Origin of the sequence: Microbacterium sp. NPDC055988 (assembly GCF_042269505.1) — a bacterium.
In the GTDB taxonomy this organism is placed as follows: Bacteria; Actinomycetota; Actinomycetes; order Actinomycetales; family Microbacteriaceae; genus Microbacterium.
Genome location: NZ_JBHJXY010000001.1, coordinates 3,025,609 through 3,052,201 on the forward strand (window position 1 = coordinate 3,025,609; position 26,593 = coordinate 3,052,201).

Genomic DNA, 26,593 nt, shown 5'->3' on the forward strand with positions numbered 1-26,593 from the left:
GACGGGAATCCTGACATGTTCGCTGGAATGCAAGGCTGGCACCTCCTCATCGTGCTCGCCGTGATCCTCCTTCTGTTCGGTGCCGCCAAGCTGCCGGCTCTGGCGAAGAGCATGGGCCAGTCCGCCCGCGTCTTCAAGGGTGAGATGAAGGCGATGAAGGACGACGATGCGTCTCGCGCCGACTCGACCGTCGCCGAGCCGACGTCGGTCAAGGACTCGGGCGCAGACCCTGAGACTCCGCCTCGCGCCTGACCGGCCGTGGCAGCCATCGAACCGACCGTGATGCCGAAGGCGGATCGGGATCGGCGGATGTCGCTCGGCGCGCATCTCGTCGAACTGCGCAAGCGTCTGATGTACGCAGCGCTCGCTCTGGTCGTGGGCATGGTCGTGGCGTTCATCGTCGCCGACCCGGTCATCCACTTCATCACGGAGCCCATCCGCATCATCACCGAGAAGCGCGGTGATGACTTCAGTGCGCTCAACTTCGGCACGGTGACTGCCGCGTTCGACATGCGAATGCGGATCGCCTTCTCGATCGGCCTGTTCATCTCGGCGCCGGTCTGGCTGTGGCAGGTCTGGGCGTTCATCATGCCCGGCCTGACCCGCAAGGAGATCAGGTACACCGTCGGTTTCGTCGTCGCCGCTGTCCCGCTGTTCTTCGCCGGTTGCTATCTGGGCGTCATGATCATGCCGCACGTGATCGAGCTGATGTGGAGCTTCACGCCGGACGGCGCGACCAACTTCTACTACGCGCAGGAGTACTACGACTTCGTCTTCAAGCTGATGATCGTCATCGGCGTCTCGTTCGTCCTGCCGGTGTTCCTCGTCGCACTGAACCTCGCCGGTGTCATGTCGGGGAGGGCGATCCTCAAGGGGTGGCGCATCGCGATCATCATCGCGACGGTCTTCGCGGCGCTCGCGACCCCGGCCGCCGATGTGGTCAGCATGCTGATGCTCGCCGGCATCCTGATCGTCCTGTTCTTCGCCGCCGCCGGCCTCTCCCTGCTGTTCGACCGACGCAAGCGCAAGCGCGACGAGGCGACCGGGCTGTTGCCGGACCCGGTATGAGCTCCCCCTCCGATCGGTACGCGCAGGCGCAGCAGGCAGCGGAGCACCCGGAGTCCTCGGCATTCGCCGCACTGCAGAAGTTTCAGCTCGATCCGTTCCAGGTCGCGGGATGCCACGCACTGGAGAACGGCCGCAGCGTGCTGGTGGCGGCGCCGACGGGGGCAGGGAAGACCATCGTCGGCGAGTTCGCGATCCATCTCGCGATGCGGGCGCCGAACGACAAGGCGTTCTACACCACGCCGATGAAGGCGCTCTCGAACCAGAAGTTCCGCGAGCTGGTCGAGGTGTACGGAGCAGATCAAGTGGGTCTGCTCACGGGCGACACCAACATCAACGGCAATGCGCGCATCGTGGTCATGACCACCGAGGTGCTGCGGAACATGATCTACGCCGACTCCACCGCGCTCAACGATCTGCGCTACGTGATCATGGATGAGGTCCACTACCTCGCGGACCGTTTCCGGGGTGCCGTGTGGGAAGAGGTCATCATCCACCTGCCCCAGAGGGTGCGGCTGGTCTCACTGAGCGCCACGGTCTCCAACGCCGAGGAGTTCGGCGATTGGCTCGACACGGTGCGCGGTGACACCGACGTCATCGTCTCCGAGATCCGGCCTGTACCGCTGGAGCAGCATGTCCTCGTCCGCGATGATCTTCTCCCGCTGTTCGACGATCGCGCGGGTATTGCGACCGCGCAGGTGAACCAGGAGTTGATGCGGATCCGCTCGTCGACCGGGTCGAACTACGACAACAACAGGCAGGCGCAGTCGTATCGCAGCGATCGTCACGCCGGGCGTCAGGCGAAGCGCCCGCCGCGCGGTGGGCGACGACCCGTCCGCGCCTCCAACGCCCGCCGGATCGAGCGGATGGATCGTCCCGAGGTCGTGCATCTCCTCGAACGGGCGAACCTCCTCCCGGCGATCTTCTTCATCTTCAGTCGCGTGGGCTGCGACGCCGCGGTGCAGCAGGTACGGCGCTCCGGGCTTCGGCTGACCTCCCCCGAGGAGCGGGCGGAGATTCGCTCCCTCGTGGAGGATCGGACTCGGACACTCCAGGACGAGGACCTCGACGTGCTCGGCTACTGGGAGTGGCTCGACAACCTCGAGCGCGGCGTCGCATCGCACCACGCGGGTCTGCTGCCGGCGTTCAAGGAGGTCGTCGAAGAGCTGTACCGACGCAAGCTCATCAAGGTCGTCTTCGCGACGGAGACTCTGGCACTCGGCATCAACATGCCCGCCCGAACGGTCGTTCTCGAGAAGATGGAGAAGTTCAACGGCGAGGCCAGGGTCGCGATCACCTCGGGGGAGTACACCCAGCTCACCGGCCGTGCCGGTAGACGGGGCATCGACGTCGAGGGTCACGCGGTCGTGCAGTGGACCGAGGGGATGGACCCGCAGGCCGTCGCCGCGCTGGCGTCGCGACGCACCTATCCACTGAATTCGAGCTTCCGGCCCACCTACAACATGGCCGTGAATCTGATCGACATGTTCGGCAAGGCCAGGGCCCGACAGATTCTCGAGTCGTCCTTCGCTCAGTTCCAGGCCGATCGCTCGGTCGTCGGACTGGCGCGCCAGGTGCGTGAGGCCGAGGAGTCGCTGGCCGGCTATCTGAGCTCGATGACCTGCGAGCACGGGGATTTCGCCGAGTACGCTGCCATTCGCCGGGAACTCAGTGATCTCGAGAAGAAGAATCGACAGGATTCCCAGGCACCGCGGGCGTCGCGCGACAAGCGGATGAAGCGCATCCAGACGCTGCGCACGCAGATGCAGCGCCACCCGTGCCATCGCTGCCCGGATCGGGAAGCACACGCGCGTTGGGCGGAACGCTACTGGAAGCTCAAGCGACAGACAGACCGGATCCGGCGCCAGATCGAGACTCGTACCGGGACGGTGGCGCGCGTTTTCGACCGTGTCGTCGAAGTGCTGGAGACACTCGACTATCTGACGGAGGTGGACGGGGAGACGACACTCACGGAGGCCGGCCGCACGATGCGTCGGATCTACGGAGAACGGGATCTGCTCGTCGCCGAGTCGCTGCGGCAAGGACTCTGGGCGGGTCTCGATGCGCCCTCTCTCGCAGCGATGGCGTGCTGCCTCGTGTACGAGCCGCGACGTGACGAAGCGAACTCGGGGGAGCGCGGCCTCCCGCGCGGCGCATTCCGAGTGGCATATGAGAAGACGACCACGCTCTGGGCCGAACTCGACGACCTCGAGCAGGATCATCGTCTGCCGGGGAGCGAACCGCTCGCGGCCGGACTCGCGGGTGCGATGCATGCGTGGGCTCGCGGCGGCATGCTCGACCGGGTGCTGATCGACGCGGACATGGCCGCGGGAGACTTCGTGCGCTGGGCGAAGCAGACCATCGACCTCCTCGATCAGCTGTCCATCGTGGCTGAGGATGCGGCTGTCGCCCGCACCGCCCGCAGTGCTCTCGACGGCGTGCGCCGCGGCATCGTCGCCTACTCGTCGATGTGATGATGGCGCCGACATCCGCGGAAACCGTTGCGCCCGAGCGCGCCCCCTTGCCTCTGTGGGCTGCGGTCCTCGCCGCCGCGCTCGGGGCTCTTCTGATGAGCTTCTCGTACCCGGGCGCCGCGGTCTGGTTTCTCGCGTTCCCCGCGACCGCCCTCCTGCTCGTCGCCCTGATCGGCCGCCGTTTCGGAGGGGCGCTTCTGGTCGGGTTGGTCTACGGCATCCTCTTCTTCGCGCTTCTGGTCTCGTGGACGTCCCGCTACCTCGGCCCGATTCCCTGGGCCGCGCTCAGCGTCGTCGAAGGCAGCCTCACCGCTGTGGCCCTCGTGCCGATCGCGCTGGCCTACCGATGGCTGCCTCGCGCGTTTCCCGGCCCTGCAGGACGCATCCTGGGGCTTCCCCTGGTCGTCGCGGCGCTGTGGGTCGGGCGGGAGCTGTTCGTCGGCTCCTGGCCGTACGGAGGGTTCCCCTGGGCGCGCATCGGGATGAGCCAGGCCGAGAGCCCTCTGGCGCCGATCTCATCGTGGTTGGGAGTGAGTGGTCTCAGCTTCGTCATGGTGCTGCTGGTGGCGATCCTGATCGAGGTGGTCCGCCTCCGGGCATGGCGTCGTCCGCTCGTCTTGCTGGTGCCCGCCGGACTCGTCGTGGTGCTGCTCTTCACCCCGCTCTTCCCGACCGTGTCTTCGGGGTCGATGACGATCGCCGCGGTTCAGGGCAACGGGCCGACCGGCTATTTCGACGAGCGCGAGCCGTTCTCCGTGATCCAGGCGCAGACGGAGGCCACTGCGCCGCTCTACGGTGAAGACGTCGATCTCCTGGTGTGGCCCGAGGGCTCCCTGGACGCTGACCCCTTCGAGAACGAGGCGATCGCCCGGAGGATGACTCTCGTGTCGAACCGGATCGATGCGCCGCTGCTCGCGAACGCGGCGACGGCGCGGGACGGTCTCTACTTCAACACCTCCATGCTCTGGACGGCCGACGGTACGGCCACGCAGATCCACGACAAGAGACACCCCGTCCCGTTCGGCGAGTACGTGCCGGATCGGCCGTTCTTCAACGCCCTCGCGCCCGATCTGATCGGCCTGATCCAGCGGGAGTACACGCCCGGCTCGAATCCGCCGATCGTCGAGGTCGGGGGAGTGCCGGTCGGACTCGCCATCTGCTTCGACGTCATCTACGACGATGTGATCCGAGAAGGGCTGAACGACGGTGCCGAGGTGCTGGTCTTCCAGACCAACAACGCCGACTTCCGAGGAACCGACGAGAACCTCCAGCAACTCTCCTTCGCCCGGATGCGCGCCATCGAGACAGGGCGCAGCGTCGTCAACGTGTCGACCGTCGGGACCAGTCAGGTCATCCGAGCGAACGGATCTACCGTCACGAGACTGGACGCAGGAGAGGCCGGAGCGCTGCTCGAGGATGTCGAGCTGCATTCCGGCCTCACGGCGGGGGTTGTCCTGGGCCCCTGGATCCAGCAGGTCCTGCTGTGGGGCGGTCTGGGCGCGCTGCTCCTCGGGTGGTGGCGCGCCCGGGGCGCTATGCCCCGATCTTCTCGCGGGTAGGGTCTTCGCCGGCGCCTCGGCGTGCGCGGATGAAGGCGAGGCGCTCTTCGAGCAACTCCTCGAGTTCCGCGCGGGTACGGCGCTCCATGAGCATGTCCCAGTGGGTGCGAGCGGCCTTCTCGTCGCTCGCTTCGAGCGTGACGGCCTGGCCGTCGACGTTCAGGCGTGCTTCGGCGCCACATGCGCGGCACTCCCAGGTCTGGGGCGGTTCGGCGTCAGCCGCGAACATGAGGTTCGTGACGTGGCCGCAGGTGTCACAGGTGTAGGTGGTCTCACGGCGCTCCATGAAAACGACGCCCTCTTCGCTCTGTAGGCTCTGGGCGCCGAGTCGGATGCCGCGCAGGCTGCGATCTGCCATTTTGTGGTCCTCTCGTCGCTGTCAGGTATAACGCTCCAGCCTGTGCGCTTCATCCACGCGGGCGAATTCTCGGCGCGATTCACAGCGGAATCCCAGCGCCGGAGGTTATGGGGCGCGTCGGGTCCTACTCCTCGGCGAGGGCACGAAGTGCGACGTCAGCACGATCCGAGACGATGCCGTCGACTCCCGCAGCCATGAGGCGGCGCATGTCGCCGGCGTCGTTGACCGTCCAGACATGTATCTCGACGCCGAGGCGGTGGGCGGCGCGGACGAGTGCGGGGGTGAGCACAGTGAGGGCTCCGTGGCGCTCGGGAATCTGCAGCGCGTCGATTTCCCGGAGGACACGCGCGGGGGAGAGGTGGAGTGCGGACAGCGCACGCAGTGCCGCGATCGTGCGGCTCCCGCCGGATGTCGCAGGTCGAAGCGAGGCACCGGCCCGAAGAACGGCGGCGACAGCGGCGCGGCGGTTCGCGTCCGAGAAACTCGTGACGAGCACGCGATGGGAGTGTTCGGCGAGGATCGGCCCGAGTGGATCGACGGCGGCCGGCGTCTTCACATCGATGTTGAAGCGGACCTCGGGGAAGGAGTCGAGCGCCTCCGCGACAGTCAGCAGCCCGCCGTGGGCGGAGAAGGTCTCTCGCAGTTCTCGCGTGCGGACCTCACGTACCGCTCGGGCGTCGCCGACGAGCCGCGCGAGCGTCGAGTCGTGGAACAGCACCACATCGCCGTCCGCCGTCACCTGACAGTCGGTCTCGATGTACTCGACGCCCGCGGCATGCGCGGCGGCGAATGCCGCGGCGGAGTTCTCCCAGATGCCCGAGTCCTCGCCCTCCGCGGTGATCAGACCGCGATGAGCGAGGACTCGGGGATGCCGCGCCTTCGTGAAGTACGGGTGCGTCACGCGCCGGGGAGGGTGTTCGTCGGGCCCTGGCCCGGCTTCGGGGTGAACGCGCTGCCGATTCCCTTGAGAGCCTCAGTGAGCTCGCTCGGGATGATCCACAGCTTGTTGGACTGCCCCTCGCTGATCTTCGGCAGCATCTGCAGATACTGGTAGGCCAGGAGTTTGTCGTCGGGCGCACCCTGATGGATCGCGGTGAAGACGTTCTGAATGGCCTCGGCCTCGCCCTGTGCGCGGAGCACGGCAGCCTGCTTGTCTCCCTCTGCGCGGAGGATCTCGGCCTGACGGGCACCCTCTGCCTCGAGGATCGCGGACTGCTTGGTGCCTTCCGCGGTCAGGATCGCGGCGCGGCGATCCCGCTCCGCTCGCATCTGCTTCTCCATGGAGTCCTGGATGGAGATGGGCGGATCGATCGCCTTCAGTTCGACTCGTCCCACGCGGATGCCCCACTTGCCGGTCGCCTCATCGAGCACGACCCGGAGCTGGCCGTTGATGTTGTCACGGCTGGTGAGCGCTTCCTCGAGGTTGAGGCCACCGACGACGTTTCGCAGAGTCGTCGTGGTGAGCTGCTCGACAGCGCCGAGATAGTTGGCGATCTCGTACGTCGCCGCGCGGGCATCCGTCACCTGGAAATACACCACCGTGTCGATCGAGACGACCAGGTTGTCCTCGGTGATCACCGGCTGTGGGGGGAAGGAGACGACCTGCTCGCGCATGTCGATCAACGGCCGGAGACGGTCGATGAACGGGACGAGGATGTTGAGTCCGGGAGTGAGCGTCTTGTGATACCGGCCGAGGCGCTCGACCACTCCGGCGGTCGCCTGCGGGATGATCCGGATGGCGCGCGCGACGGTGACCACCACGAAGATGATCACGGCGATGGCGAGTATCCAGCCGATCGCTGCGGGAATGAACGATGCGTCGTCCACGGGGTTCTCCTAGTCGTTGACGGGTCGGACGATGGCGGTCGCGCCGTTGATCGCGCTGACGGCGATCGGTGCTCCCTGCGGGATGGGGACCGGGGTGGCGGTGCGCGCGGTCCAGGTATCGCCGTTGGCGAGCTTCGCCTGGCCGGAGATCTGCGTGATCTCGACCAGGGCGATACCCCGCAGATCGACGAGAGCATCCACGTTGGACTTGGTGGGATCTTCGCCGCGCTGCAGGCGCTTGAGCAAGGGTGGGCGGAGGAAGAGGATGAACACCGCAGCCGCCGCGGCCGCGATGATCACCTGCACCCAGACCGGCACGCCGAGCAAATCGGTCACCAGCCCGACGACGCTGCCGAAGCTGAGCATGAGGAAGGTGAAGTCCAGCGAGAGCATCTCGATGACGAGGAACACGGCGATCAGGACCAGCCAGCCGATCCAAGCCCATTGGTCGATGAACGTGACGAAAGTCGTGAAGTTGTCCATGCGGCCTCCTTTGTGGTCAACGTATCACGCGGGAGACCGCCGATCCGGGTGCCACTGCGCTCCCTTGATAGTGTGAGTGGGCCGTGCGATCACGGCCTTTTCGCGCATCATGAGGAGTCACCGTGACCGACGTTCTTCCCGCAGGTTCCCTGGACGGCAAGGTGGCACTCGTCACCGGCTCATCACGCGGGATCGGCGCAGACACCGTCCGCTACCTCGCCGAGGCCGGCGCCGATGTCGTCATCAACTTCCGCAACAAGGCCCCGCGCGCCGAGAAGCTCGCCGCTCAGCTGCGCGAGCTCGGTCGTCGGGCGCTCGTGGTGGGGGCTGATCTCACCGATCCCGCATCCGTGGCGGAGATGTTCGAGGCGATCCGCGCCGAGTACGGACGTCTGGACGTCCTCGTGCTCAACGCCTCCGGCGGCATGGAGTCGGGGATGGCGGAGGACTACGCGCTCACTCTCAACCGGGATGCGCAGCTCAACGTGCTGAATGCTGCGACCCCGCTGCTCGGCGACGGGGCGCGCGTCGTGTTCGTCACGAGCCACCAGGCGCACTTCATCCGCACGACGCCCACGATGCCGGAGTACGAGCCGGTCGCGCTGTCGAAGCGAGCGGGCGAGGATGCTCTGCGCGAGCTCATCCCCGGTCTCGCTGAGAAGGGGATCGGCTTCACGGTCGTCTCCGGCGACATGATCGAAGGGACCATCACGGCCACCCTGCTCGAGCGCGCGAACCCCGGCGCGATCGCCGAGCGTCGCGAGTCGGCCGGCAAGCTCTACAACGTCTCCGAATTCGCGGCCGAGGTCGCCAAGGCGGCGGTGGATCCGGTGCCCGCCGACAACACGCGGCTCGTCGGAGATGTGAGCGCGTTCGTCGCCGAGTAGCCGTAGACGAGAATCGGCCCCGTTCTGCTGATGCAGAGCGGGGCCGATTCGGCGAGGGGGGAGTCGTCAGCTGACGGGCTCTCCCTTGACGGCTGAGACGTACTCCTTCTCGTCCTTGCCGAGCGTGATCGCACGCACGATCTGGATGATTCCGAGCACGATCAGCGAGATGCCGAGCAGCAGCCAGAAGGCGAAGCCGGCGATCAGCGGCGAGAACAGCACGATGATTCCCGCGATGATGCTGAGGATCGCGTACAGAACGGTCCAGACACGCGAGCCATCGCTGCCGAGGAGCGTCAGGGCGACGACACCGTCGACGATCCAGCTGACGCCGATGAAGATCACGACGACGAAGGCGAGGGTGGCTGCAGCCGCGCTCAGGTTGAAGAACGCGATGACGCCGGCGACGACGTAGAGCAGGCCGAGGACGATGTGCCCCACACGGGCCCATCCGCCCTTCGCGCCCGAGAAGATTCCGAGCCCGATGTAGACCAGACCGGCGATGACCAGGTAAGAGGCGAAGATCGCCGTCACGATGACGGCGGACTTCACCGGCCAGACCAGCAGGACGATTCCGGCGATGAGAGCGAGGACGCCGGCGACGGCCAACGTGACCCGGATCGACTTGAACAGCGACTTCGCCTGGGTGAGTGGTTCAGACATGGTGGGGACCCCTTTCTGAGAAGATCCTGTGAGGATGCCCCCTCAGGCTAGCGCCCTCGCGGCACACGATGGGGGAGGAGACCTCACCCGCGTTTCTCGAAGTCATCCCAGGACTCGCAGCGTCATGGCAAAATCGAGTCGTGACAGCCCTGGATGATGCGCGACTGCGCGAGCTCGCCGTGATGCGGAAGGTCAGGGACCGCATCGACCGGGAGTACGCGAAGCCTCTCGACGTCGAGGCGCTCGCGCGCGGGGTGCACATGTCGGCCGGCCACCTGAGCCGACAGTTCCGGGACGCCTATGGCGAATCGCCGTACTCCTATCTGATGACCCGCCGGATCGAGCGGGCCATGGCGCTACTGAGGAGGGGAGACCTGACCGTGACCGAGGTCTGCTTCGAGGTCGGCTGCTCATCGCTCGGCACGTTCAGCACGAGGTTCTCGGAGCTGGTGGGTGTCGCACCCAGCGTGTACCGTGAACGCGCCGCGAACGTCGAGGGGATTCCGTCCTTTCAGGCGAAACAGGTCACCCGGCCGATCAGGAATCAAGAAGCACCGCGCACCCATGCGCACCTAACGTGAAGACCATGAACATCAGCATCCACTACGCCTTCCTCCCACACACCGACGCTGACGCAGCCCTCGCCTTCTACCGAGATGCTCTCGGGTTCGAGGTGCGCAACGACGTCGGATACGACGGTCTGCGCTGGCTCACGGTCGGTCCCGAGGGACAGCCCGAGACGTCGATCGTGCTGCATCCGCCGGCAACCGACCCCGGCATCACGGATGCCGAGCGGCAGACGATCCTGGAACTCATCGCCAAGGGCAGCTATGCGGCGCTCACTCTGGCGAGCGACGATGTCGACGCCCTGTTCGAGCGCCTCGTCGAAGGCGGCGCCGACGTCGTGCAGGAGCCGATGGATCAACCGTACGGCGTGCGCGACTGCGCCTTCCGCGATCCCGCGGGCAACCTGCTGCGTATCAACCAGGCAGCCTGAACACCTACCGATTCACGAAGGACGCAGATGACCGTCGATCAGCACCCCGCCGACACCCATGACCTGATCCGCGTGCAGGGCGCGCGTGAGAACAATCTGAAGGACGTGAGCGTCGACATTCCGAAGCGGCGACTGACGGTCTTCACCGGCGTCTCGGGCTCGGGGAAGAGCTCGCTCGTCTTCGACACGATCGCTGCCGAGTCCCGGCGCATGATCGACGAGACGTACAGCGCATTCGTGCAGGGATTCATGCCGTCGGTGCCGCGCCCGGACGTCGACGTCCTGGAGGGGCTGACCACGGCGATCATCGTCGATCAGGAGCGCCTCGGCGCCAACCCGCGGTCGACAGTCGGCACGGTCACCGATGCGAATGCGATGCTGCGCATCCTGTTCAGCAAGCTCGGCCAGCCCTATATCGGCGGTCCGACCGCATTCTCCTTCAACATCCCCACGCAGAAGGCGAGCGGGGTGATGACCGGCCCGGGCGGAGAGAAGAAGATCGTCAAGGATGCGATCTACCTCGGTGGCATGTGTCCGCGATGCGAGGGCAGGGGAGCGGTGTCCGACCTCGACCTGGCGCAGATCGTCGACGAGTCGAAGTCTCTCGACGAGGGCGCGATCATGGTGCCGGGATACACCGCGGACGGCTGGATGGTGAAGGGCTTCTCTCAGTCCGGGTTCTACCCGGCCGACAAGCCGATCGCACAGTTCACGGAGAAGCAGCGTCACCTCTTCCTTTACGGCGAGGTGACGAAGGTGAAGATCTCGGGGATCAACATGACCTACGAGGGTCTGATCCCGAAGATCACGAAGGCGATGCTCTCGAAGGACCTCGACGCGCTGCAACCGCACATCCGCTCCTTCGTGGAGCGTGTGGCGACCTTTGCCGTGTGCCCGGAGTGCGACGGAACGCGACTGACCGAGGGGGCCCGCTCCTCGAAGATCGATGGCATCAGCATCGCCGATGCATGCCGCATGCAGGTCACGGATCTCGCCGATTGGGTTCGTGGGCTCGACCTGCCCGGAGCCGGCCCGCTGCTGCAGGCGCTCAGTGCCAATCTCGACGCGTTCGTGACGCTCGGCCTCGGATACCTGAGTCTCGAGCGGCCGTCGGGCACGTTGTCCGGGGGAGAGGCGCAGCGGATCAAGATGCTGCGACACCTCGGTTCGTCCCTCACCGACATCACCTACGTGTTCGACGAGCCGACCATCGGCCTGCACCCGCACGACATCCAGCGCATGAACGGACTGCTGCTTCAACTGCGGGACAAAGGCAACACCGTCCTGGTCGTCGAGCACAAGCCGGAGACGATCGCGATCGGCGATCACGTGATCGATCTGGGTCCCGGAGCGGGAAGCGCCGGTGGGGAGATCTGCTTCGAGGGCACGGTCGAGGGGCTGAAGACGAGCGGCACCAAGACGGGCAACCATCTCGATGACCGGGCGCGGCTGAAGGATGCGGTGCGCTCGGCGTCTGGCGCGATCGAGGTGCGCGGCGCTACGGCGAACAACCTGCAGAACGTCGACGTCGACATTCCCACCGGCGTACTCACCGTGGTGACCGGTGTCGCCGGGTCGGGCAAGAGCTCACTCATCCACGGCTCGGTGTCGAAGCGCGACGGTGTCGTGGCGATCGACCAGGCGGCGATCAAGGGCTCCCGGCGCAGCAACCCTGCGACGTACACGGGGCTGCTCGAGCCGATCAGGAAGGCGTTCGCGAAGGCCAACGGCGTGAAGCCGGCTCTGTTCAGCGCCAATTCCGAGGGGGCCTGCCCTTCCTGCAAGGGCGCGGGCGTCATCATCACCGAACTCGGCTTCATGGACACGATCGAGACGCCGTGCGAGGACTGCGGCGGCAAGCGCTTCCAGGCGGGCGTCCTGGAGTACAAGCTCGCGGGCAAGGACATCACCGAGGTGCTCGACCTCCCGGTCGCTGAGGCGCGGCTGTTCTTCAGTGAGGGCGAGGCCAAGCTCCCCGCAGCCACGGCGATCCTCGGACGCATGGAAGATGTGGGGCTCGGCTACCTGTCACTCGGGCAGCCGCTGTCCACGTTGTCGGGCGGTGAACGCCAGCGCATCAAGCTCGCGATACAGATGGGGGAGAAGGGCGACGTCTACGTCCTCGACGAGCCCACGACGGGCCTCCACCTCGCGGATGTCGACAAGATCCTCGGACTCCTGGACCGACTGGTCGACTCCGGAAAGACCGTGATCGTCATCGAGCACCACCAGGCGGTCATGGCGCATGCCGACTGGATCATCGATATCGGACCCGGTGCGGGCCACGATGGCGGCAAGGTCGTGTTCGAGGGAACGCCGAGCGATCTGGTATCCCAGAAGTCGACCGTGACGGGGGAGCACCTCGCCGAGTACGTCGGCGCCTGACGTGTAGAGGAGGAGGCCTACGGAAACCGATCGGTTTCCGTAGGCCTCCTCGCCTCTCAGTCCCTCCGGCGAACTCTGCGTACCACCAGAAGCAGAGCCCCCGTCAGCAGCGTGCCTGCAGCGATGAGCAACAGGGCACCGGAGTCCGCACCGGTGACGGCGAGTGACCCATCAGCTGCGGTCGGCACATTCGGCGTCCCGGGAACACTCGGGGTATCGGGGGCGACGGGCGGCTCGCTGGGCGGCACCGCCGTCACCGGATTCTCCAGGCTGATCGCGACGGTGCCGTCGGCGACCGTGAAGGTGGCCGTCCCATCGGCGTTGTCAGTAACTTCTTCGCCGGCGTAGATCGGCGTGCCGTAAGTGACCCCGGCGCCTCTGGCGGCAACCTCGGAGAGCGTCACGACCGTGCCGACGGGCAGGTCGGTCAATCCTCCTGTCGACCCCTCGGTGAGCGTCAGCTGACCGGTCTTCGCGGAGCCGTCGGCTTCGTATGTGTAGTCCACCGTGTACTCGGCGCCCTCCACGAGGCTCGCTCCGGTACCGCTGACGGTCTTGGTCACCTCGAACCCGCCGAGGTCATCGCCGCCACCGTCTCCGCCGGATGCGATGTAATGCACCGGGCGGGCGGTGACCGTGCGATCTGCGACGGTCATGGTGTTGCCGAAGGCCTCACCGTCTTGCACACCCGCAGGAAAATCCATCTCGGTGATGAACTGGTAGAACCGGTCGTCGCTCGTCACCGGTGCGATGAACGTCACGGTGAAGGCGTGCGCGCTCTCGTCCGCGACGATCGAGTACGTTCCCGGACCTGTGCCCTGCGAGACGTCGTGCCAGACCTCGCTGCCCCAATCGGAGTCATAGCTCCAGCGCGCGGACATCGCCGTCGGATCGAACGTGAGTGCCTCGTCGTAGACGTCGACGATCGTCACGGGCTCGCCACCCGCAGCCGCCAGGAACTCCGCGGGAACCGTCAGCGCCCACGTCATGGACTCTCCATCAGCGTTGACGGATCCCCACTTCTGAGGTTCTTGGGGCACGTCGCCGGTGCTGTCGGCCACGCCGCCTGGAGTGGCCACCCCGACGGTCGTTCCGTTGTCGGCGATGAAGACGACTTCATCCTCCTCGACAGCTTCGGTGAAACGTGCCTGGAAGTGCAGCGTGCCGTGCACATCGGTGTGCGTGTCGACGTAATCGCCGAGCGTGCAGAGGAATGAAGAAGACGAAACCGCGCAGGTTCCCACCTCCGCGTCTTCTGTATCGCGCAGCGCGAAGGTCGCCGCATATCCGGACAGCGCATCGGGGAAATCGAGCTCGAACGTATCTCCTGCGGTGACGACGTCGTCAACTGCCCATGTCGCCTCGATGGTGTACGGAGTGTCCGTCACGAGAGGCGGCGCGTTCGCGATCTGGACGCCGGTGATGGCCGGCACGGGTGAGGCCGTCGCTGGCGCCGTGAGGAGGAGGCCGGACGCGGAGCCGGCGAGAACAGCCGTCAGACCGAGCACGAGGCGACGAGCGACACGATGTCCTGAGCCAAAGCCTCCAATGATGTGTTTCATTCCTGTCCTTAGATTCCAGTGTGGCTCGTCGGCTTGTGGCGACGCGTGGTGCGAACCGGGCGCCAGATTTGCATCGACGGACTCATGAGCGATATTGCGTAACATCTTACATACGGACTGGCTGTCCATGTTTGAAGGCTCAAGGCGCACAAGCGAGAGCTGATCGATTACCTGTGGGAGCAGGGCGACACGCCGCAGACATGGCGGTGGGTGGCTCGTACGGTGCAGCGTCCGCTGGCCTGGTCGTCCATTCAGCGGCTCGTCATCGATACCCTGGAGCGATCCGCGTGCTGCGCTAGGCGGATCAGGCGGGAAGTGCGTGAATACTTCGCGCCCGGCGAAATCCACGTAACCGAGAGAGACGAGCTATCACCGATAATGCACATTATGTCAGCTCGGGGTAAATTGGCTCCTCTCCCTGCTGGCCTCGTAGACTCCCGCCATGCGCGACCTCGGATGGGATGGCTACCTCAATGCCCGTGATCTCGGCGGACTCCCCACGTCGCTCTCCACGACCGGATCCACACTGTTCGGGCGGGTCGCACGTGGGCCTCGGCGCGAACTCTTGACGGAAACGGGGTGGCAGGACGCCCGGCGGTGGGGCCTGGGGGCGATCGTCGACCTACGATGCGCGTACGAGGTCGGCGCTCGGGACGGTGATCCGGATGTCGCTCCGGAGACGTGCGCGAGCGTCACCGTAGTGAGTGCTCCCACCGAGGATCATGACGACGCGGAGTTTCGCGCAGTCTGTTTCCCGATTCTGGACTCGCCGCTGTACTGGCGTCACAACTGGCGGATACAGCCCGAGTTGGTGCGCGACGCCCTGACGGCGATCGCCACTGCTCCCAGCGGGGTCCTCGTGCACTGCAGCGCCGGACGCGATCGGACGGGGATGGTCAGTGCCCTGCTGCTGAGCAATGCCGGAGTCAGCCCAGAGGACGTCGCCGCCGACTATGCGGAGTCTGTGAGAGCGATGGTCGGCGCCCAGACTCACTCCCCCACAGCCGACCGCCAGGCCGGCTGGCAAGCCGAGGAGGTGGCGAGCTGGATTGCGCAGACAGGTCCGATCGTGGCGGATATTGCAAGCGACCCTGATGGGGCTTTCGCTGCCATCGGTGCGGACGCTGACCTGCGGAACAGGCTTCGCTCGCTCCTCACTCAGTAGGAGGCGCCGGGAACAGCGCCACGCCGCGCCCGCGCCCGAGCTACTTCACGGACCAGACCCCGAGCTCGTTGCCGGTCGGGTCGGAGAAGTGCAGGCGTCGCCCGCCGGGGAACTCGTAAGGTGCCTGCAGGATCGTGCCACCTGCCGAGACGATGCCACTCATCGTCGCGTCGAGGTCGTCCGAGAACAGGAGCACCAGCGGGCCGCCGACCGGACGCGGCTCGTCGGCGAGCATGAGTCCGCCGACCTCGCTGCCGTCATCACGCGGGGACACGATGCCCGCATAACCGGGTCCGTAGTCGTTGAAGGTCCACCCGAACGCCTCGGCGAAGAATCGCCTCGATGCTTCGAGATCGGTGACGACGAGTTCGACATAGTCGAGGGAATGATGCAGAGGGGAACTGGTCATGGCGTCACGTTAGCCCCCCGGTCCGACATCGCCCGCGGGCAGAGGTGACGCTGCCGCAGGAGTAGCGTTGACATGTGCCGCAGGTCCCCCACTCCCCCGTGTCCACGCCAGGATTTCGCGCATGGGTGATCTGGTCCGTCGGTGTCGCGGCCTACGTGCTGGCGATCACGAACCGCACCTCCCTCGGCGCGGTCGGAGTGGAGGCGGCCGACAGGTTCCAGGCGGACGCATCGACACTCGCCCTGTTCGCCGTCGTGCAACTCGCGGTCTACGGCGGGATGCAGATCCCGATCGGGATCCTGCTCGACCGCTTCGGCTCGCGCCCCATCATGACGATCGGCATGCTGCTCATGGCGGCGGGACAGCTGACCATGGCCCTCTCCCCCAGCATCGGCATCGCGATCTTCGCGCGGGTTCTGCTGGGTGCGGGAGACGCGGCGATCTTCCCTGCCGTGCTGCGTCTGGTCGCGACCTGGTTTCCCGCGCAGCGGGGGCCGATCATGGTGCAGTTCACCGGGATCATCGGGCAGACCGGTCAGCTGATAGCCCTGGTCCCGCTCGCGGCACTGCTTCATGCGACGACCTGGACCATCACCTTCGGCAGCATCGCCGGCCTCGGAGTGCTGTTCACCATCCTCGTGGCGCTCGTCATCCGCAACCACCCCGCAGAGCGCGGCGCCGACGTCACGGTGAACACCGACACGGGCGTCATCCGCGTCGTCACGTCGGCGATAGACACGGGCGTCGGCATCCGAGCCGCCTGGGCTCATCCCGGCACACGTCTCGCCTTCTGGTCCCATTTCACGACGCCGTTCGCGGGCACCGCGTTCGTCCTGCTCTGGGGAATGCCCTTCCTCACCGCTGCTGAAGGGCTCGACACCGCTCATGCGGCGGGTATCATCTCGGTATATGTCGTTGCCGGCATGCTTCTGGGGCCGATCATCGGCGACCTCTCTCGAAGGTTGCCGAACCACCGCTCCCTGGCACTCGTGCTCCCCGCTGTGGGCGTGCAGATGGCGGCGTGGATAGCCGTGATCGCCCTTCCTGACACCGCCCCGCTCTGGCTGCTCTACGTGCTGGCGATCGCACTCGCGACCGGCGGCCCGGCATCGATGATCGCGTTCGACCATGCCCGTACACATAACCCCAGCCACCGGTTGAGCACGGCGACCGGTGTCACCAACGCGGGTGGTTTCATCGCCGCGCTCATCGCGATCTTCCTGATCGGACTCGTCCTCGACATGCAAGGCGCCGGTACTCCCGAGACATACACCCTCGAAGCGTTCCGCATCGCCTTCCTCATGCCGATCCCACTGTGGATCATCGGAACCGCGTTCATTCTCATCGAGCGCAAGCGCACACGCATCCGCATGGGCCTCGATCCGGAGCGCCGTCGCTGACTGTTCCGCGATCGTGGAGATGGAGGTTCAGCGAAGAAGGTGCTGAAGCGTCTCGACGATCAGCTCGACACTCACGCGCTCGGGCACCTCGGCGTCGCCTGCTTCGAACTCCGCCAGCTCGACACCGCGGACGGAGTCCTGCGGAAGAGCGGCGAAGATCGACGCGATCTGATGCGGCAGCAGTCCACCCCCGACCCGGTAGGCAGCCGGGATGTACCCCGGCTCGAGCACGTCCCAGTCGACGTGGATCCACACAGGGCGACCGGCGACGAGCTCCCGCACCCGCTCCGGCGTGCTGTCCGATGGAGCCAGCACCGTCACGCCGGCGTCGGCGAGCAGCTCACCCTCGGCCGGATCGATATCGCGTCCGCCGACCACGACGACCTGCTTCGGATCGAATCCTGAGCCGTGCCCGCTGTCCCAGAGTCCGCAGGCGGCCGCGAGGACCATTCCTCCCAGGTAGCCGGACTCCGTCGTCTCGGGGGTGTTGAAGTCGCCGTGCGCGTCGATCCACAACAGCACCGCGTCGGGGTGACGCTCGGCGACAGTCGGAAGGGTGCCGATACTCGCCCCGCAGGTATTGGTGATGAGCAACGGTGTCGTCCCGGCGCCCAGGGCGCTGCGCAACGCATCGCGCAGACCGGTCAAGGTCTCCTCCGCTTCCGGGAGCGCGACGGACCAGTCATCGACCGTGCTCGCCGTAGGTGTTCCGACCACCTGTGGCTCGAGATCGAGCAACGATGCCACCGCCTCGCCGACTCGACGGGCGCCGACGAGGGCCCCATCGGTGCGGTCGGCGACGCGACCCTGGGAGACGATGAGCGAGTACGTGGATGCCATGGATCCAGCTTTCCATCCGGGTGACGGCGGACAAAACCAGCGACCGACCACACGCGGTCAGTGACCGGCGGACGCGTGTCGTAGGTGTGGCTACCGCCTCCGCGGCGTCCAGCCCGAAGCCAGCGGACCGTCCTGCACCGCACGTTCGCGGTCTCCCTGAGCCGACCAGCCCTGCGCCTGCTCGGGGGTGTCGAACGCCCCTCGCGCGAGCCGGAGACCCACGTCATCGTGATGCATGCGCGGCGCTCCTCCGCGACGAACCGATGCGCGAACGCTCCACGCGTCGTCGGCGAATCCCCCGCCGCGGAACACGCGATAGTCGTCGTAGCGGGCGGGGTCCAGGAGGTCCCAGCACCACTCCCAGACGTTGCCGAGCGTGTCGAAGAGACCGTTGAGGTTCGGGAGCTTGCCGCCGATGTCCTGTGGAGAAGACACACCGTCCGCGCTCGTCCACGCGGCGTCGGCGAGAGGCGCGTAGTGGGGGCCGGTCGATCCGGCGCGGCACGCGAACTCCCATTCCGCCTCGGTCGGCAGCCGGTAGCCGTCGGCCGTGGTGTCCCACGTCACCTCCTCGCCGTCGAACAGGTACACCCGGTCGAGGCCCTCCCACTCGGACGCGGCATTGCAGAAATGCACAGCCCGCAGCCAGGAAAGATCCGATGCGGGGCGCCGCGGATGCTGGACGGGGACACCGAGCACGTCGGCAAGCTGTTCCTGCGTGACCGGGTAGACACCGATCTCGAACGGCTCGAGCTCGACCACACGGTGCTCATTGCGGCGTGCATCGTTCAGGGTCACGACACCCGCAGGGATGCGCGCGAGTTCGAGGTCGCTCACGCGCTGGTCCGCAGCATCCGCGCGAGCCTCACGAGGGAACCCGTTCGACCCACGTGGGGTACTTCGCGGTGCGGCCGTCGCCGGACGAGGTGCGCGTCACGCGACGCCGCACCCACGGGCCGACGAACTCACGGTAGTACGCCAGCCCGGAGGGGCCGGCTCCCAGGCGGTCGTTCGGCGCCCACCACGTCTCCGGAGGCTCGAAACCCAGCGCATGGAGCACGCGGGCGGCCACGCGATGATGCCCCGCGGCGTTCATGTGCAGGCGATCGTCGGCCCAGTACACGCCTCGGGAGAGCTCCCGATCCGGCCAGTTGAGGGCTCGGATGACATCGGGGCGTTCTTCGATCCGCCGCATCACGGCCTCGGAGAGCAGATCTCCTCGACGCTGTACGAGCGATCCCATCGGAAGCTGCCCACTGGGATTCGCACCGGAGAGGAGAATCATGGTCACGCCCGCTTCGTCGCAGCGGCGCAGCACCCGGCTGAACGCATCCGCGATGTGCTCGACGTCGGTACGAGGGCGCAGCATGTCATTGCCGCCGCCGTTGAACGACAGGTGAGTGGGGCGCAGGGCGAGCGCGGGCTCGAGCTGCTGCTCGACGATCGGCCAGGCCAGCTTGCCGCGGATGGCGAGATTCGCGTATTGGATGGGGTGTCCGGCGGCGTCGGCCCAGCCCTGCGCCGCGAGATCGGCCCACCCGCGCTCCTGCCCGTTCGGGAGCACGTCGCCGACGCCCTCTGTGAACGAGTCGCCGATAGCCACGAAACGCACATCTGCCATCGTCCCAGCCTATTGCGGCCCGACGACACCGGGATTCAACGATCGTCGAGAGCCTGGCCTCCGCGATCGACGAGCCCCCAGGCAGCGGCGGCCGCACCGAGGAAGCAGACGCCGAACACCGCGAACAGCAGGGGTGCTCCCCCGGCGAGAAGGAGTACGGGGACGGACAGCGGGGCCACGATCGAGGCGATCCGACCGATCCCGGCCGCCCAGCCCGCCCCGGTCCCCCGCAGAGACGTGGGGTAGATCTCCGGCGTCACGGCGTAGAGCGCTCCCCAGGCGCCGAGGTTGAAGAAGGACAATGACATTCCCGCTCCGATGATCGCTCCTTCGGTGGAAGCCGTGCCGAAGATCACGGCCGACACGGCGGAGCCCACGAGGAACACCGAGAGGGTCAGACGTCTCCCCCAGACCTCGATCAGCCAGGCGGCGACGGCATATCCGGGGAGCTGCGCGAGCGTGATGATGAGGGTGAAACCGAAGGATTTGACGAGGTCGAAGCCGGCATCCACGAGGATGCTGGGGATCCAGATGAAGGCACCGTAATAGGCGAAGTTCACCCCGAGCCAGACCAGCCACAGGCACAGCGTCCGCAGTCGGAACTCCGGGTTCCACAGCGTCGCGAGTCGTGCGCGTGCCGTGATGGCGATCGCTCGCGAGGGCGGTTCCTTCCGGATGGCAGGGGCCGAGAGGACTCCGGCATCCGCTTCGAACGCCGACACGATGCGGTGGGCTTCTGCGATGCGGCCCCGAGAGGCGAGCCAGCGGGGTGATTCGGGCATCCGCCACCGGACGAACAGGGCGTACACCGCGGGGATGGCGCCCAGTGCGAAGGCCCATCGCCATCCGGCATCGGAGGTGGGGATGACGAGGAACCCGATCACCGCCGCGGCCGTCCACCCGAGTGCCCAGAAGGCCTCCAGCACGACGATCAACCGACCGCGGATGCGGGCCGGAGCGAATTCGCTCACATATGTCGACGCGACGGGGAGTTCTGCGCCGAGGCCCAGACCGACCAGGAACCGCAGGACGAGAAGGGCAGCGAGTCCTCCGACGAGCGCACTCGCTCCCGTAGCGACGCCGTACACGAGCAGCGTGAGCGCGAAAACCTGTCGTCGTCCGAAGCGATCGGCGAGGAGCCCGCCGAGGGTGGCGCCGATGGCCATGCCGACGAAACCGATCGACGCGATCCAGCCGGCATCGCTCTTGCTGAGATCCCACTGCTGTGTGAGCGCCGCGAGGATGAACGAGATGAGACCGACGTCCATCGCATCCAACGCCCAGCCGAGTCCGGACCCGGTCAACAGGCGGAGGTGTCGGCGCGTGAACGGGAGCCCGTCCAGGCGCTCAGCGAGCGAGTCGCGGCTCGGCAGGGCGGTGTTGGCCATGCACCTCATCGTAGAGCCGCACCGAGACCGCCCTGCCCCGGATGACGTCTCAGTCGCGATCGGCGAGGATCCTGCGCACCCGCGGGATCACCTCGGTGCCGTACAGCTCGATGCTGCGCATCATCGACTCGTGCGAAAGGGTGCCTGTGGCGTACTTCAGGTCGAAGCGGCCGAGGCCGAGAGTGGTGATCGTGTCGGCGATCTTCGCCGCGACGCGGTCCGGGGAGCCTGCATAGATCGCACCCTCCGGTCCGACGTCGTTCTGGAATCGGGCGCGGCTGTACGCGGGCCATCCGCGCTCGCGCCCGATGGTGTTGTTCATGGCTTCGAAGCCCGAGTAGGCGGCATCCCACGCCTCGGCGTCGGTCTCGGCGATATGCCCCGGAGAGTGCACGGAGATCGGGTGAGACGTCGTGCCGAAAGATGCGACCGAACGGTGATAGAGATCGACGAACGGCTTGAAACGGTACGCCGGGCCTCCGATGATCGCGAGCATCAGGCCGAGACCGTGGCGGGCGACCCGCACGACCGACTCCGGGCTACCGCCGACGCCGACCCAGGTGCGCAGTCCGTTCTCGGTCTTCGGGAACACGTTCGCGTTCTCCAGCGAGGCGCGCATGGTGCCGGACCAGGTGACCGGTTCCTCCTTGAGCAGCTCGACGAAAAGCTCGAGCTTCTGCTCGAACAGGGCGTCGTAGTCGCGCAGATCGTAGCCGAACAGCGGGAAGGACTCGATGAAGGAGCCGCGTCCGAGCACGACCTCGGCCCGCCCGTTCGAGAGCGCATCGAGCGTGGAGAACCGCTCGAACACGCGCACCGGGTCGTCCGAGGACAGCACAGTGACCGCTGTGCCGAGTCGGATGTGTTCGGTGCGCGCAGCGATGGCGGCGAGCACCATCTCAGGTGCGGAGACGGCGAACTCCGTGCGGTGGTGCTCCCCCACCCCGAAGAAGTTCACCCCGACCGTGTCGGCGAGCTCCGCCTGCGCCACGATGTTGCGGATCGTCTGCGCCCCGGTGAGGAGCTCTCCGTCCGCATCCCTCGTGATGTCGCCGAAGGTGTCCAGCCCGAATTCGATGCTCATGTCATCCCTTCCTATTCACGTGAATGAACACGCGAGGGCTGGACAGCATTCCCGTCAGCGGGGCAGCAGCGTCGTGCGCAGCGTGTCGAGGCCGACGCCACCGATGTCGAGCGCTCTCTTGTGGAACTCCTTGAAGGAGAAAGAGTCGCCCTCGGCGGCCCGCACACCGTCACGGACCTGCTCCCAGATGCGCTGACCCACCTTGTACGACGGTGCCTGACCCGGCCAGCCGAGGTAGCGGTTCACCTCGAACTGCACGAACTGATCGGACATGTTCACGTTGCGGCGCATGAATTCGAGGGCGTAGTCCGCATCCCAGACGCCGTCACCGTCGAGCCGCGGCTTGCCGAGGTGCACGCCGATGTCGAGCACGACGCGGGCTGCCCGCATGCGCTGCCCATCGAGCATTCCGAGGCGGTCGGCCGGATCGTCGAGGTAGCCGAGCTGCTCCATCAGACGCTCTGCATAGAGCGCCCATCCCTCGGCATGGCCCGAGGTGCCCGCGAGCAGACGGCGCCAGGAGTTGAGCTCGGCGCGGTTGTAAACGGCCTGCGCGATCTGAAGGTGGTGACCGGGGACGCCCTCATGGAAGACGGTGGTGAGTTCGCGCCAGGTGTCGAACTCCGTGACGCCCTCGGGAACGGACCACCACATACGACCGGGACGTGAGAAGTCGTCTGTCGGGCCGGTGTAGTAGATGCCGCCCTCTTGCGTGGGGGCGATCATGCACTCCAGGGTGCGGATCGCCTCCGGGATGTCGAAGTGCGAGGCGCCGAGCTCGGCGACGGCACGATCGCTGGTCTCCTGCATCCACTTCTGGAGCGCATCCGTGCCGACGAGCTTGCGGGCGGGATCGGCTTCGAGATGAGCCACCGCCTCTTCGACCGAGACTCCGGGGAGGATCTCGTTCGCGATCGCGGTCTGCTCTGCGACCATGCGCGCGAGTTCTTCTCGGCCCCATTCGTACGTCTCATCGAGATCGATCGTCGCACCGAGGAATCGGCGGGAGTTGAGCGCGTACAGTTCGCGACCCACGGCGTCGACATCGCCGGCCGCCGGGGCGAGCTCCTCAGCGAGGAACCGACGCAGCTCGTCGTAGGCGACTCGTGCGGCGGCGGAGTTGTCGGCGAGCGTGCGAGCCAGGGACGCGGGAAGCTGACCCTCGTCGGGGTCGGCTTCGGCCACGAACGCGGCGAAGAACCCGTCGTCGGCGGTGTAGCGGTCGATCTGGGTGGCGACCTCGACCACCTGGCGGCGCGCGGGCATGACGCCCTCGGCGATGCCCGTGCGAAGCGTCTCGACGTAGCCACGGAGCGCTCCGGGGACGGCGGCGAGGCGAGTCGCAACGACGTCCCAGTCATCGACCGTCGATGTCGGCATCAGGTCGAACGCCGAACGTACATCCTGCGCGGCCGAAGCGATGACGTTGAGATCGCGCAGATGCCATTTCGCATCGTGAAGCTCGAGATCGAGGCGGAGTTCCGCGCTGAGATCGGTCTTGGTGACCTCGTCGATCGCGTCGACAGGAGTGAGGGCAGACAGCTTGTCGAGGGTCGAGCGGGTCGCCGCGGCGATCTCCTCATGGCCGGCCGGGCTCAGATCGCCGAAACGATCGTTCACCTCGTCGCGGCCGATATAGGTGCCGAGAGTGGGCGCCAGAACCGCGATCTTGTCGACCCATTCATCGGCGACTGCGTCGATGGCGGAGGGGGTGCGGGGAGCTGAAGTCATAACTGCCAGCCTAATCCCCGGGCCCCCTCCACCGCCGGAGGTCAGTGCGCGGCTTCGTTCCAGTCGCGACCACGACCGACCTGCACGTCGAGCGGCACGGACAACTCGGCCGCATCGCCCATGCGCGCGCGGACGATGCGCTCGGTGGCATCCCACTCCCCCGGAGCGACTTCGACCACGAGCTCATCGTGAATCTGCAGCAGCACCCGCGAGGAGAGGTGTTCGGACCGCAGGTCGTCGTGGATGTGCAGCAGGGCGATCTTCATGATGTCTGCCGCGCTGCCCTGGATCGGCGCGTTGAGTGCCGCACGCTCCGCGTTCTCACGGAGCACACGGTTGGGGCTCGCGAGGTCGGGGAACGGACGACGGCGGCCGAAGATCGTCTCGGTGTAGCCGACTTCCTTGGCCTTCATGACCGAGGCGCGCAGGTAGTCGCGCACCGCGCCGAAACGAGCGAAGTACTCGACCATGAGCTGCTTGGCCTCGGACTGCTCGATGCGCAGCTGCTTGGAGAGCCCGAACGCCGAGAGCCCGTAGACCAGGCCGTACGACATCGCCTTGACCTTGGTCCGCATCGCGGGCGTCACCTCGCTCGGCTCGACGCCGAAGACCCGCGCACCCACGAAGCGGTGCAGATCTTCACCGCTGTTGAACGCCTCGATCAGGCCTTCGTCACCCGACAGGTGCGCCATGATGCGCATCTCGATCTGCGAGTAGTCGGCGGTGAGAAGAGCCTCATACCCTTCGCCGACCTCGAACGCGCTGCGGATGCGGCGCGACTCCTCCGTGCGAACCGGGATGTTCTGCAGGTTGGGGTCGGTGCTGGAGAGGCGCCCGGTCTGGCTGCCGGTCTGTACGTAGGTCGTGTGCACACGGTGGTCGTCGCCGATCGCCGTGTCGAGCGATTCGATGATCTGACGCAGCTTGGTCGCTTCACGATGCTGCAGGAGCAGGCTCAGGAAAGGATGCGGGTGGCTCTCCTGAAGGTCGGCGAGCACCGCCGCATCCGTCGAGTAACCCGTCTTCGTCTTGCGGGTCTTCGGGAGCTGGAGGTCTTCGAAAAGGACCTCCTGCAGCTGCTTGGGCGAGCCGAGATTGAACTCACGCCCGACGACGGAGAACGCCTCCTGCGCAAGCCCCTCGGCGCGCGTGGCGAGCTCGCCGGAGAAGGTCGAGAGCACCTCGTGGGAGACCGCCACACCGGCGACCTCCATGTCGGCGAGGGTGAGCAGCGTCGGCAGCTCGATGTCGACGAGGACCTTGCCGACCGACTCCGGGATGTCTTCCCGCAGCGCATCTGCGACGCGCAGGGCGAACCACGCCTCCTGCGACGGCGTCGCGCCCTCCGTCTCGGGCACGAGCTGCGACGGGTCGGCCTCAGGCAGCTTCTCGCCCAGGTAGCGCTCCACCAGGTCGGCGAGGGTCTTGTCGGGGAAGCTCGGGCGCAGTAGCCAGCCGGCCAGGCTCGTGTCGTACGCGAGACCACGAAGCCGGATGCCCTGACGGATCATTGCCTTCACCTGCGGCTTCGCATCGTGCAGGACCTTCGGCGCGTCGGATTCGATCCATTCGCGCAGGTCTTCGGCGGCGGCATCCGTCCAGTCGGCCTCGCGGAGCTCGGTCAGCGTGGCGACGCCGATGCGCACCGGGACGCCGCCCTGGGTGGCGACGCGGAGGGAGACATCGCCGTCCTGCGCTGCGGCCCAGGTCGCGAGCTCAACGGGGGTGACCTCGGCCGGGACGGGAAGGACGACGACGGAGGCCGGGTCGTCGGCGACGTCGCCGGCTCCGACGGCCTCGAAGACCCGCGGCAGAAGCGTGCGAAACTCCAGACGCGCGAAGATGTCACGCACGGCCTGCGCATCGATCGGCGCGACCGCGAGTTCGGCGGGTCCGACCGGAAGTTCCACATCGGTGAGCAGACGGTTGAGCTTGCGGTTGCGCCGCACGTCGTCGATGTGATCGCGGAGATTGCCACCGACCACACCCTTGATCTCATCAGCGCGTGCGATCAGCTCGTCGAGTGAGCCGAACTGCGTGAGCCACTTGACCGCGGTCTTCTCGCCGACCTTCGGCACGCCCGGCAGGTTGTCGCTGGTCTCGCCGACGAGGGCCGCGATATCGGGGTACTGCTCCGGTCGCACGCCGTAGCGCTCCTGGACGGTCGTCGGGTCGTAGCGCTTGAGTTGGGACACGCCCTGAACCGACGGGTACAGCAGCGTCACGTCGTCGTTGACGAGCTGGATGGTGTCACGGTCGCCGGAGACGACGAGCACCTCGTAGCCCTGCTCCGCGCCCTGGGACGCGAGCGTCGCCAGAATGTCGTCGGCCTCGATCCCCTCTTTCGTCAGGACCGGGATCGACATGGCGGCGAGGCAGTCCTGCAGCAGCGGGATCTGCCCCTTGAACTCCTGTGGCGACTCCGAGCGCGTGGCCTTGTACTCCGGGTATTCGTCGGTACGGAACGAGTGACGCGAGGTGTCGAAGGCGATCGCCAGATGCGTCGGCTGCTCGGCCTTGATGAGGTTCACCAGCATCGACAAGAAGCCGTAGATGCCGTTCGTGTGCTGGTTGTCCTTCGTCGTGAAGTTCTCGACCGGAAGGGCGAAGAAGGCACGGTAGGCGAGCGAATGGCCGTCGACGACCATGAGGGTAGGCTTTGCGGAGTCCGTCACCCTGTCAGCCTAACGAGGAC

24 protein-coding genes are annotated in these 26,593 nt (G+C 66.6%); 10 read left to right on the forward strand and 14 right to left on the reverse strand.

Features of this window, described 5'->3' with window-relative positions; genetic code table 11:
• Positions 1-15: 15 nt before the first annotated feature.
• The 4 genes from tatA (at position 16) to lnt (ending at position 5,098) form a co-directional block, all read left to right on the forward strand.
• Entirely contained in the window at positions 16-252 is a 237-nt protein-coding gene (gene tatA / locus ACFC14_RS14495; protein WP_136043906.1) for a Sec-independent protein translocase subunit TatA, read from the forward strand.
• Positions 253-309: 57 nt separating this feature from the next.
• Positions 310-1,068, forward strand: a complete 759-nt coding sequence (gene tatC, locus ACFC14_RS14500; RefSeq protein ID WP_376107208.1) for a twin-arginine translocase subunit TatC — start codon at positions 310-312, stop codon at positions 1,066-1,068.
• Positions 1,065-3,539: a DEAD/DEAH box helicase gene (locus ACFC14_RS14505; protein ID WP_376105841.1), complete on the forward strand. Its 2,475-nt coding sequence runs from the start codon at positions 1,065-1,067 to the stop codon at positions 3,537-3,539. Before tatC ends, ACFC14_RS14505 begins: the two co-directional genes overlap by 4 nt.
• 95 nt (positions 3,540-3,634) lie before the next feature.
• The gene (gene lnt / locus ACFC14_RS14510) at positions 3,635-5,098 is read left to right on the forward strand and encodes an apolipoprotein N-acyltransferase (protein WP_376105844.1); all 1,464 of its coding nucleotides are present in this window, start codon (positions 3,635-3,637) and stop codon (positions 5,096-5,098) included.
• Here lnt and ACFC14_RS14515 read toward each other — a convergent pair.
• The 4 genes from ACFC14_RS14515 to ACFC14_RS14530 form a co-directional block, all read right to left on the reverse strand.
• Positions 5,073-5,456 carry an RNA polymerase-binding protein RbpA gene (locus tag ACFC14_RS14515; RefSeq protein ID WP_029263398.1) on the reverse strand — a complete coding sequence of 128 codons (384 nt, stop codon included), beginning with the start codon at positions 5,454-5,456 and terminating at the stop codon, positions 5,073-5,075. The genes lnt and ACFC14_RS14515 overlap by 26 nt on opposite strands.
• 124 nt (positions 5,457-5,580) lie before the next feature.
• Entirely contained in the window at positions 5,581-6,357 is a 777-nt protein-coding gene (locus ACFC14_RS14520) for a glycerophosphodiester phosphodiesterase family protein (RefSeq protein WP_376105848.1), read from the reverse strand.
• Positions 6,354-7,283 (reverse strand): SPFH domain-containing protein, encoded by a 930-nt coding sequence (locus tag ACFC14_RS14525; RefSeq protein WP_051662450.1) that lies wholly within the window; start codon positions 7,281-7,283, stop codon positions 6,354-6,356. The genes ACFC14_RS14520 and ACFC14_RS14525 overlap by 4 nt, the downstream gene beginning before the upstream one ends.
• 9 nt (positions 7,284-7,292) lie before the next feature.
• Positions 7,293-7,766, reverse strand: coding sequence for an NfeD family protein (locus ACFC14_RS14530; protein ID WP_136043911.1), 474 nt, complete (start codon positions 7,764-7,766; stop codon positions 7,293-7,295).
• Between the two features lie 122 nt (positions 7,767-7,888).
• Between ACFC14_RS14530 and ACFC14_RS14535 the strand changes: the two genes are divergently transcribed.
• On the forward strand, positions 7,889-8,653 hold the full coding sequence (locus ACFC14_RS14535; RefSeq protein ID WP_376105851.1) for an SDR family oxidoreductase: 765 nt from the start codon (positions 7,889-7,891) through the stop codon (positions 8,651-8,653).
• Positions 8,654-8,719: 66 nt separating this feature from the next.
• Here ACFC14_RS14535 and ACFC14_RS14540 read toward each other — a convergent pair whose 3' ends face one another.
• Positions 8,720-9,316, reverse strand: a complete 597-nt coding sequence (locus tag ACFC14_RS14540; protein ID WP_376105854.1) for an HdeD family acid-resistance protein — start codon at positions 9,314-9,316, stop codon at positions 8,720-8,722.
• Between the two features lie 182 nt (positions 9,317-9,498).
• Here ACFC14_RS14540 and ACFC14_RS14545 point away from each other — a divergent pair, with 182 nt between their 5' ends.
• From ACFC14_RS14545 to ACFC14_RS14555, 3 genes are read left to right on the forward strand one after another with little or no spacing between them, the layout of a single operon-like run.
• A complete protein-coding gene (locus tag ACFC14_RS14545) occupies positions 9,499-9,897 on the forward strand; it encodes a helix-turn-helix transcriptional regulator (protein ID WP_205820455.1) in 399 nt (132 codons plus the stop codon).
• A gap of 5 nt (positions 9,898-9,902) precedes the next feature.
• Positions 9,903-10,313, forward strand: a complete 411-nt coding sequence (locus tag ACFC14_RS14550; protein WP_136043915.1) for a VOC family protein — start codon at positions 9,903-9,905, stop codon at positions 10,311-10,313.
• Positions 10,314-10,340: 27 nt separating this feature from the next.
• Entirely contained in the window at positions 10,341-12,698 is a 2,358-nt protein-coding gene (locus tag ACFC14_RS14555; protein ID WP_376105857.1) for an ATP-binding cassette domain-containing protein, read from the forward strand.
• A 56-nt stretch (positions 12,699-12,754) separates the two neighbouring features.
• Here ACFC14_RS14555 and ACFC14_RS14560 read toward each other — a convergent pair whose 3' ends face one another.
• A complete protein-coding gene (locus ACFC14_RS14560; RefSeq protein ID WP_376105860.1) occupies positions 12,755-14,206 on the reverse strand; it encodes an Ig-like domain-containing protein in 1,452 nt (483 codons plus the stop codon).
• A gap of 496 nt (positions 14,207-14,702) precedes the next feature.
• On the opposite strand from ACFC14_RS14560, the gene ACFC14_RS14565 reads away from it, so the two are divergent.
• Positions 14,703-15,425 carry a tyrosine-protein phosphatase gene (locus tag ACFC14_RS14565; RefSeq protein ID WP_376105862.1) on the forward strand — a complete coding sequence of 241 codons (723 nt, stop codon included), beginning with the start codon at positions 14,703-14,705 and terminating at the stop codon, positions 15,423-15,425.
• Between the two features lie 40 nt (positions 15,426-15,465).
• Here ACFC14_RS14565 and ACFC14_RS14570 read toward each other — a convergent pair whose 3' ends face one another.
• Complete coding sequence (locus ACFC14_RS14570; protein ID WP_376105865.1) at positions 15,466-15,834, reverse strand: VOC family protein; 369 nt, start codon at positions 15,832-15,834, stop codon at positions 15,466-15,468.
• A 125-nt stretch (positions 15,835-15,959) separates the two neighbouring features.
• On the opposite strand from ACFC14_RS14570, the gene ACFC14_RS14575 reads away from it, so the two are divergent.
• Positions 15,960-17,234, forward strand: a complete 1,275-nt coding sequence (locus ACFC14_RS14575) for a nitrate/nitrite transporter (protein WP_240745191.1) — start codon at positions 15,960-15,962, stop codon at positions 17,232-17,234.
• 27 nt (positions 17,235-17,261) lie between these two features.
• On the opposite strand, the gene ACFC14_RS14580 is transcribed toward ACFC14_RS14575, so the two are convergent.
• From ACFC14_RS14580 to polA, 7 genes are all read right to left on the reverse strand, one after another.
• Entirely contained in the window at positions 17,262-18,074 is an 813-nt protein-coding gene (locus ACFC14_RS14580; protein ID WP_376105868.1) for an arginase family protein, read from the reverse strand.
• A 90-nt stretch (positions 18,075-18,164) separates the two neighbouring features.
• Positions 18,165-18,911, reverse strand: coding sequence for a formylglycine-generating enzyme family protein (locus ACFC14_RS14585; RefSeq protein ID WP_376105871.1), 747 nt, complete (start codon positions 18,909-18,911; stop codon positions 18,165-18,167).
• A 28-nt stretch (positions 18,912-18,939) separates the two neighbouring features.
• Complete coding sequence (locus tag ACFC14_RS14590) at positions 18,940-19,695, reverse strand: SGNH/GDSL hydrolase family protein (protein ID WP_376105874.1); 756 nt, start codon at positions 19,693-19,695, stop codon at positions 18,940-18,942.
• A 35-nt stretch (positions 19,696-19,730) separates the two neighbouring features.
• Positions 19,731-21,083 carry an MFS transporter gene (locus ACFC14_RS14595; RefSeq protein ID WP_376105877.1) on the reverse strand — a complete coding sequence of 451 codons (1,353 nt, stop codon included), beginning with the start codon at positions 21,081-21,083 and terminating at the stop codon, positions 19,731-19,733.
• Positions 21,084-21,132: 49 nt separating this feature from the next.
• Positions 21,133-22,167 carry an LLM class flavin-dependent oxidoreductase gene (locus ACFC14_RS14600; protein WP_376105880.1) on the reverse strand — a complete coding sequence of 345 codons (1,035 nt, stop codon included), beginning with the start codon at positions 22,165-22,167 and terminating at the stop codon, positions 21,133-21,135.
• A 54-nt stretch (positions 22,168-22,221) separates the two neighbouring features.
• Positions 22,222-23,898, reverse strand: a complete 1,677-nt coding sequence (locus ACFC14_RS14605) for a DUF885 domain-containing protein (protein ID WP_376105883.1) — start codon at positions 23,896-23,898, stop codon at positions 22,222-22,224.
• 41 nt (positions 23,899-23,939) lie between these two features.
• Complete coding sequence (gene polA, locus ACFC14_RS14610; RefSeq protein WP_376105886.1) at positions 23,940-26,573, reverse strand: DNA polymerase I; 2,634 nt, start codon at positions 26,571-26,573, stop codon at positions 23,940-23,942.
• Positions 26,574-26,593 lie beyond the last annotated feature (20 nt).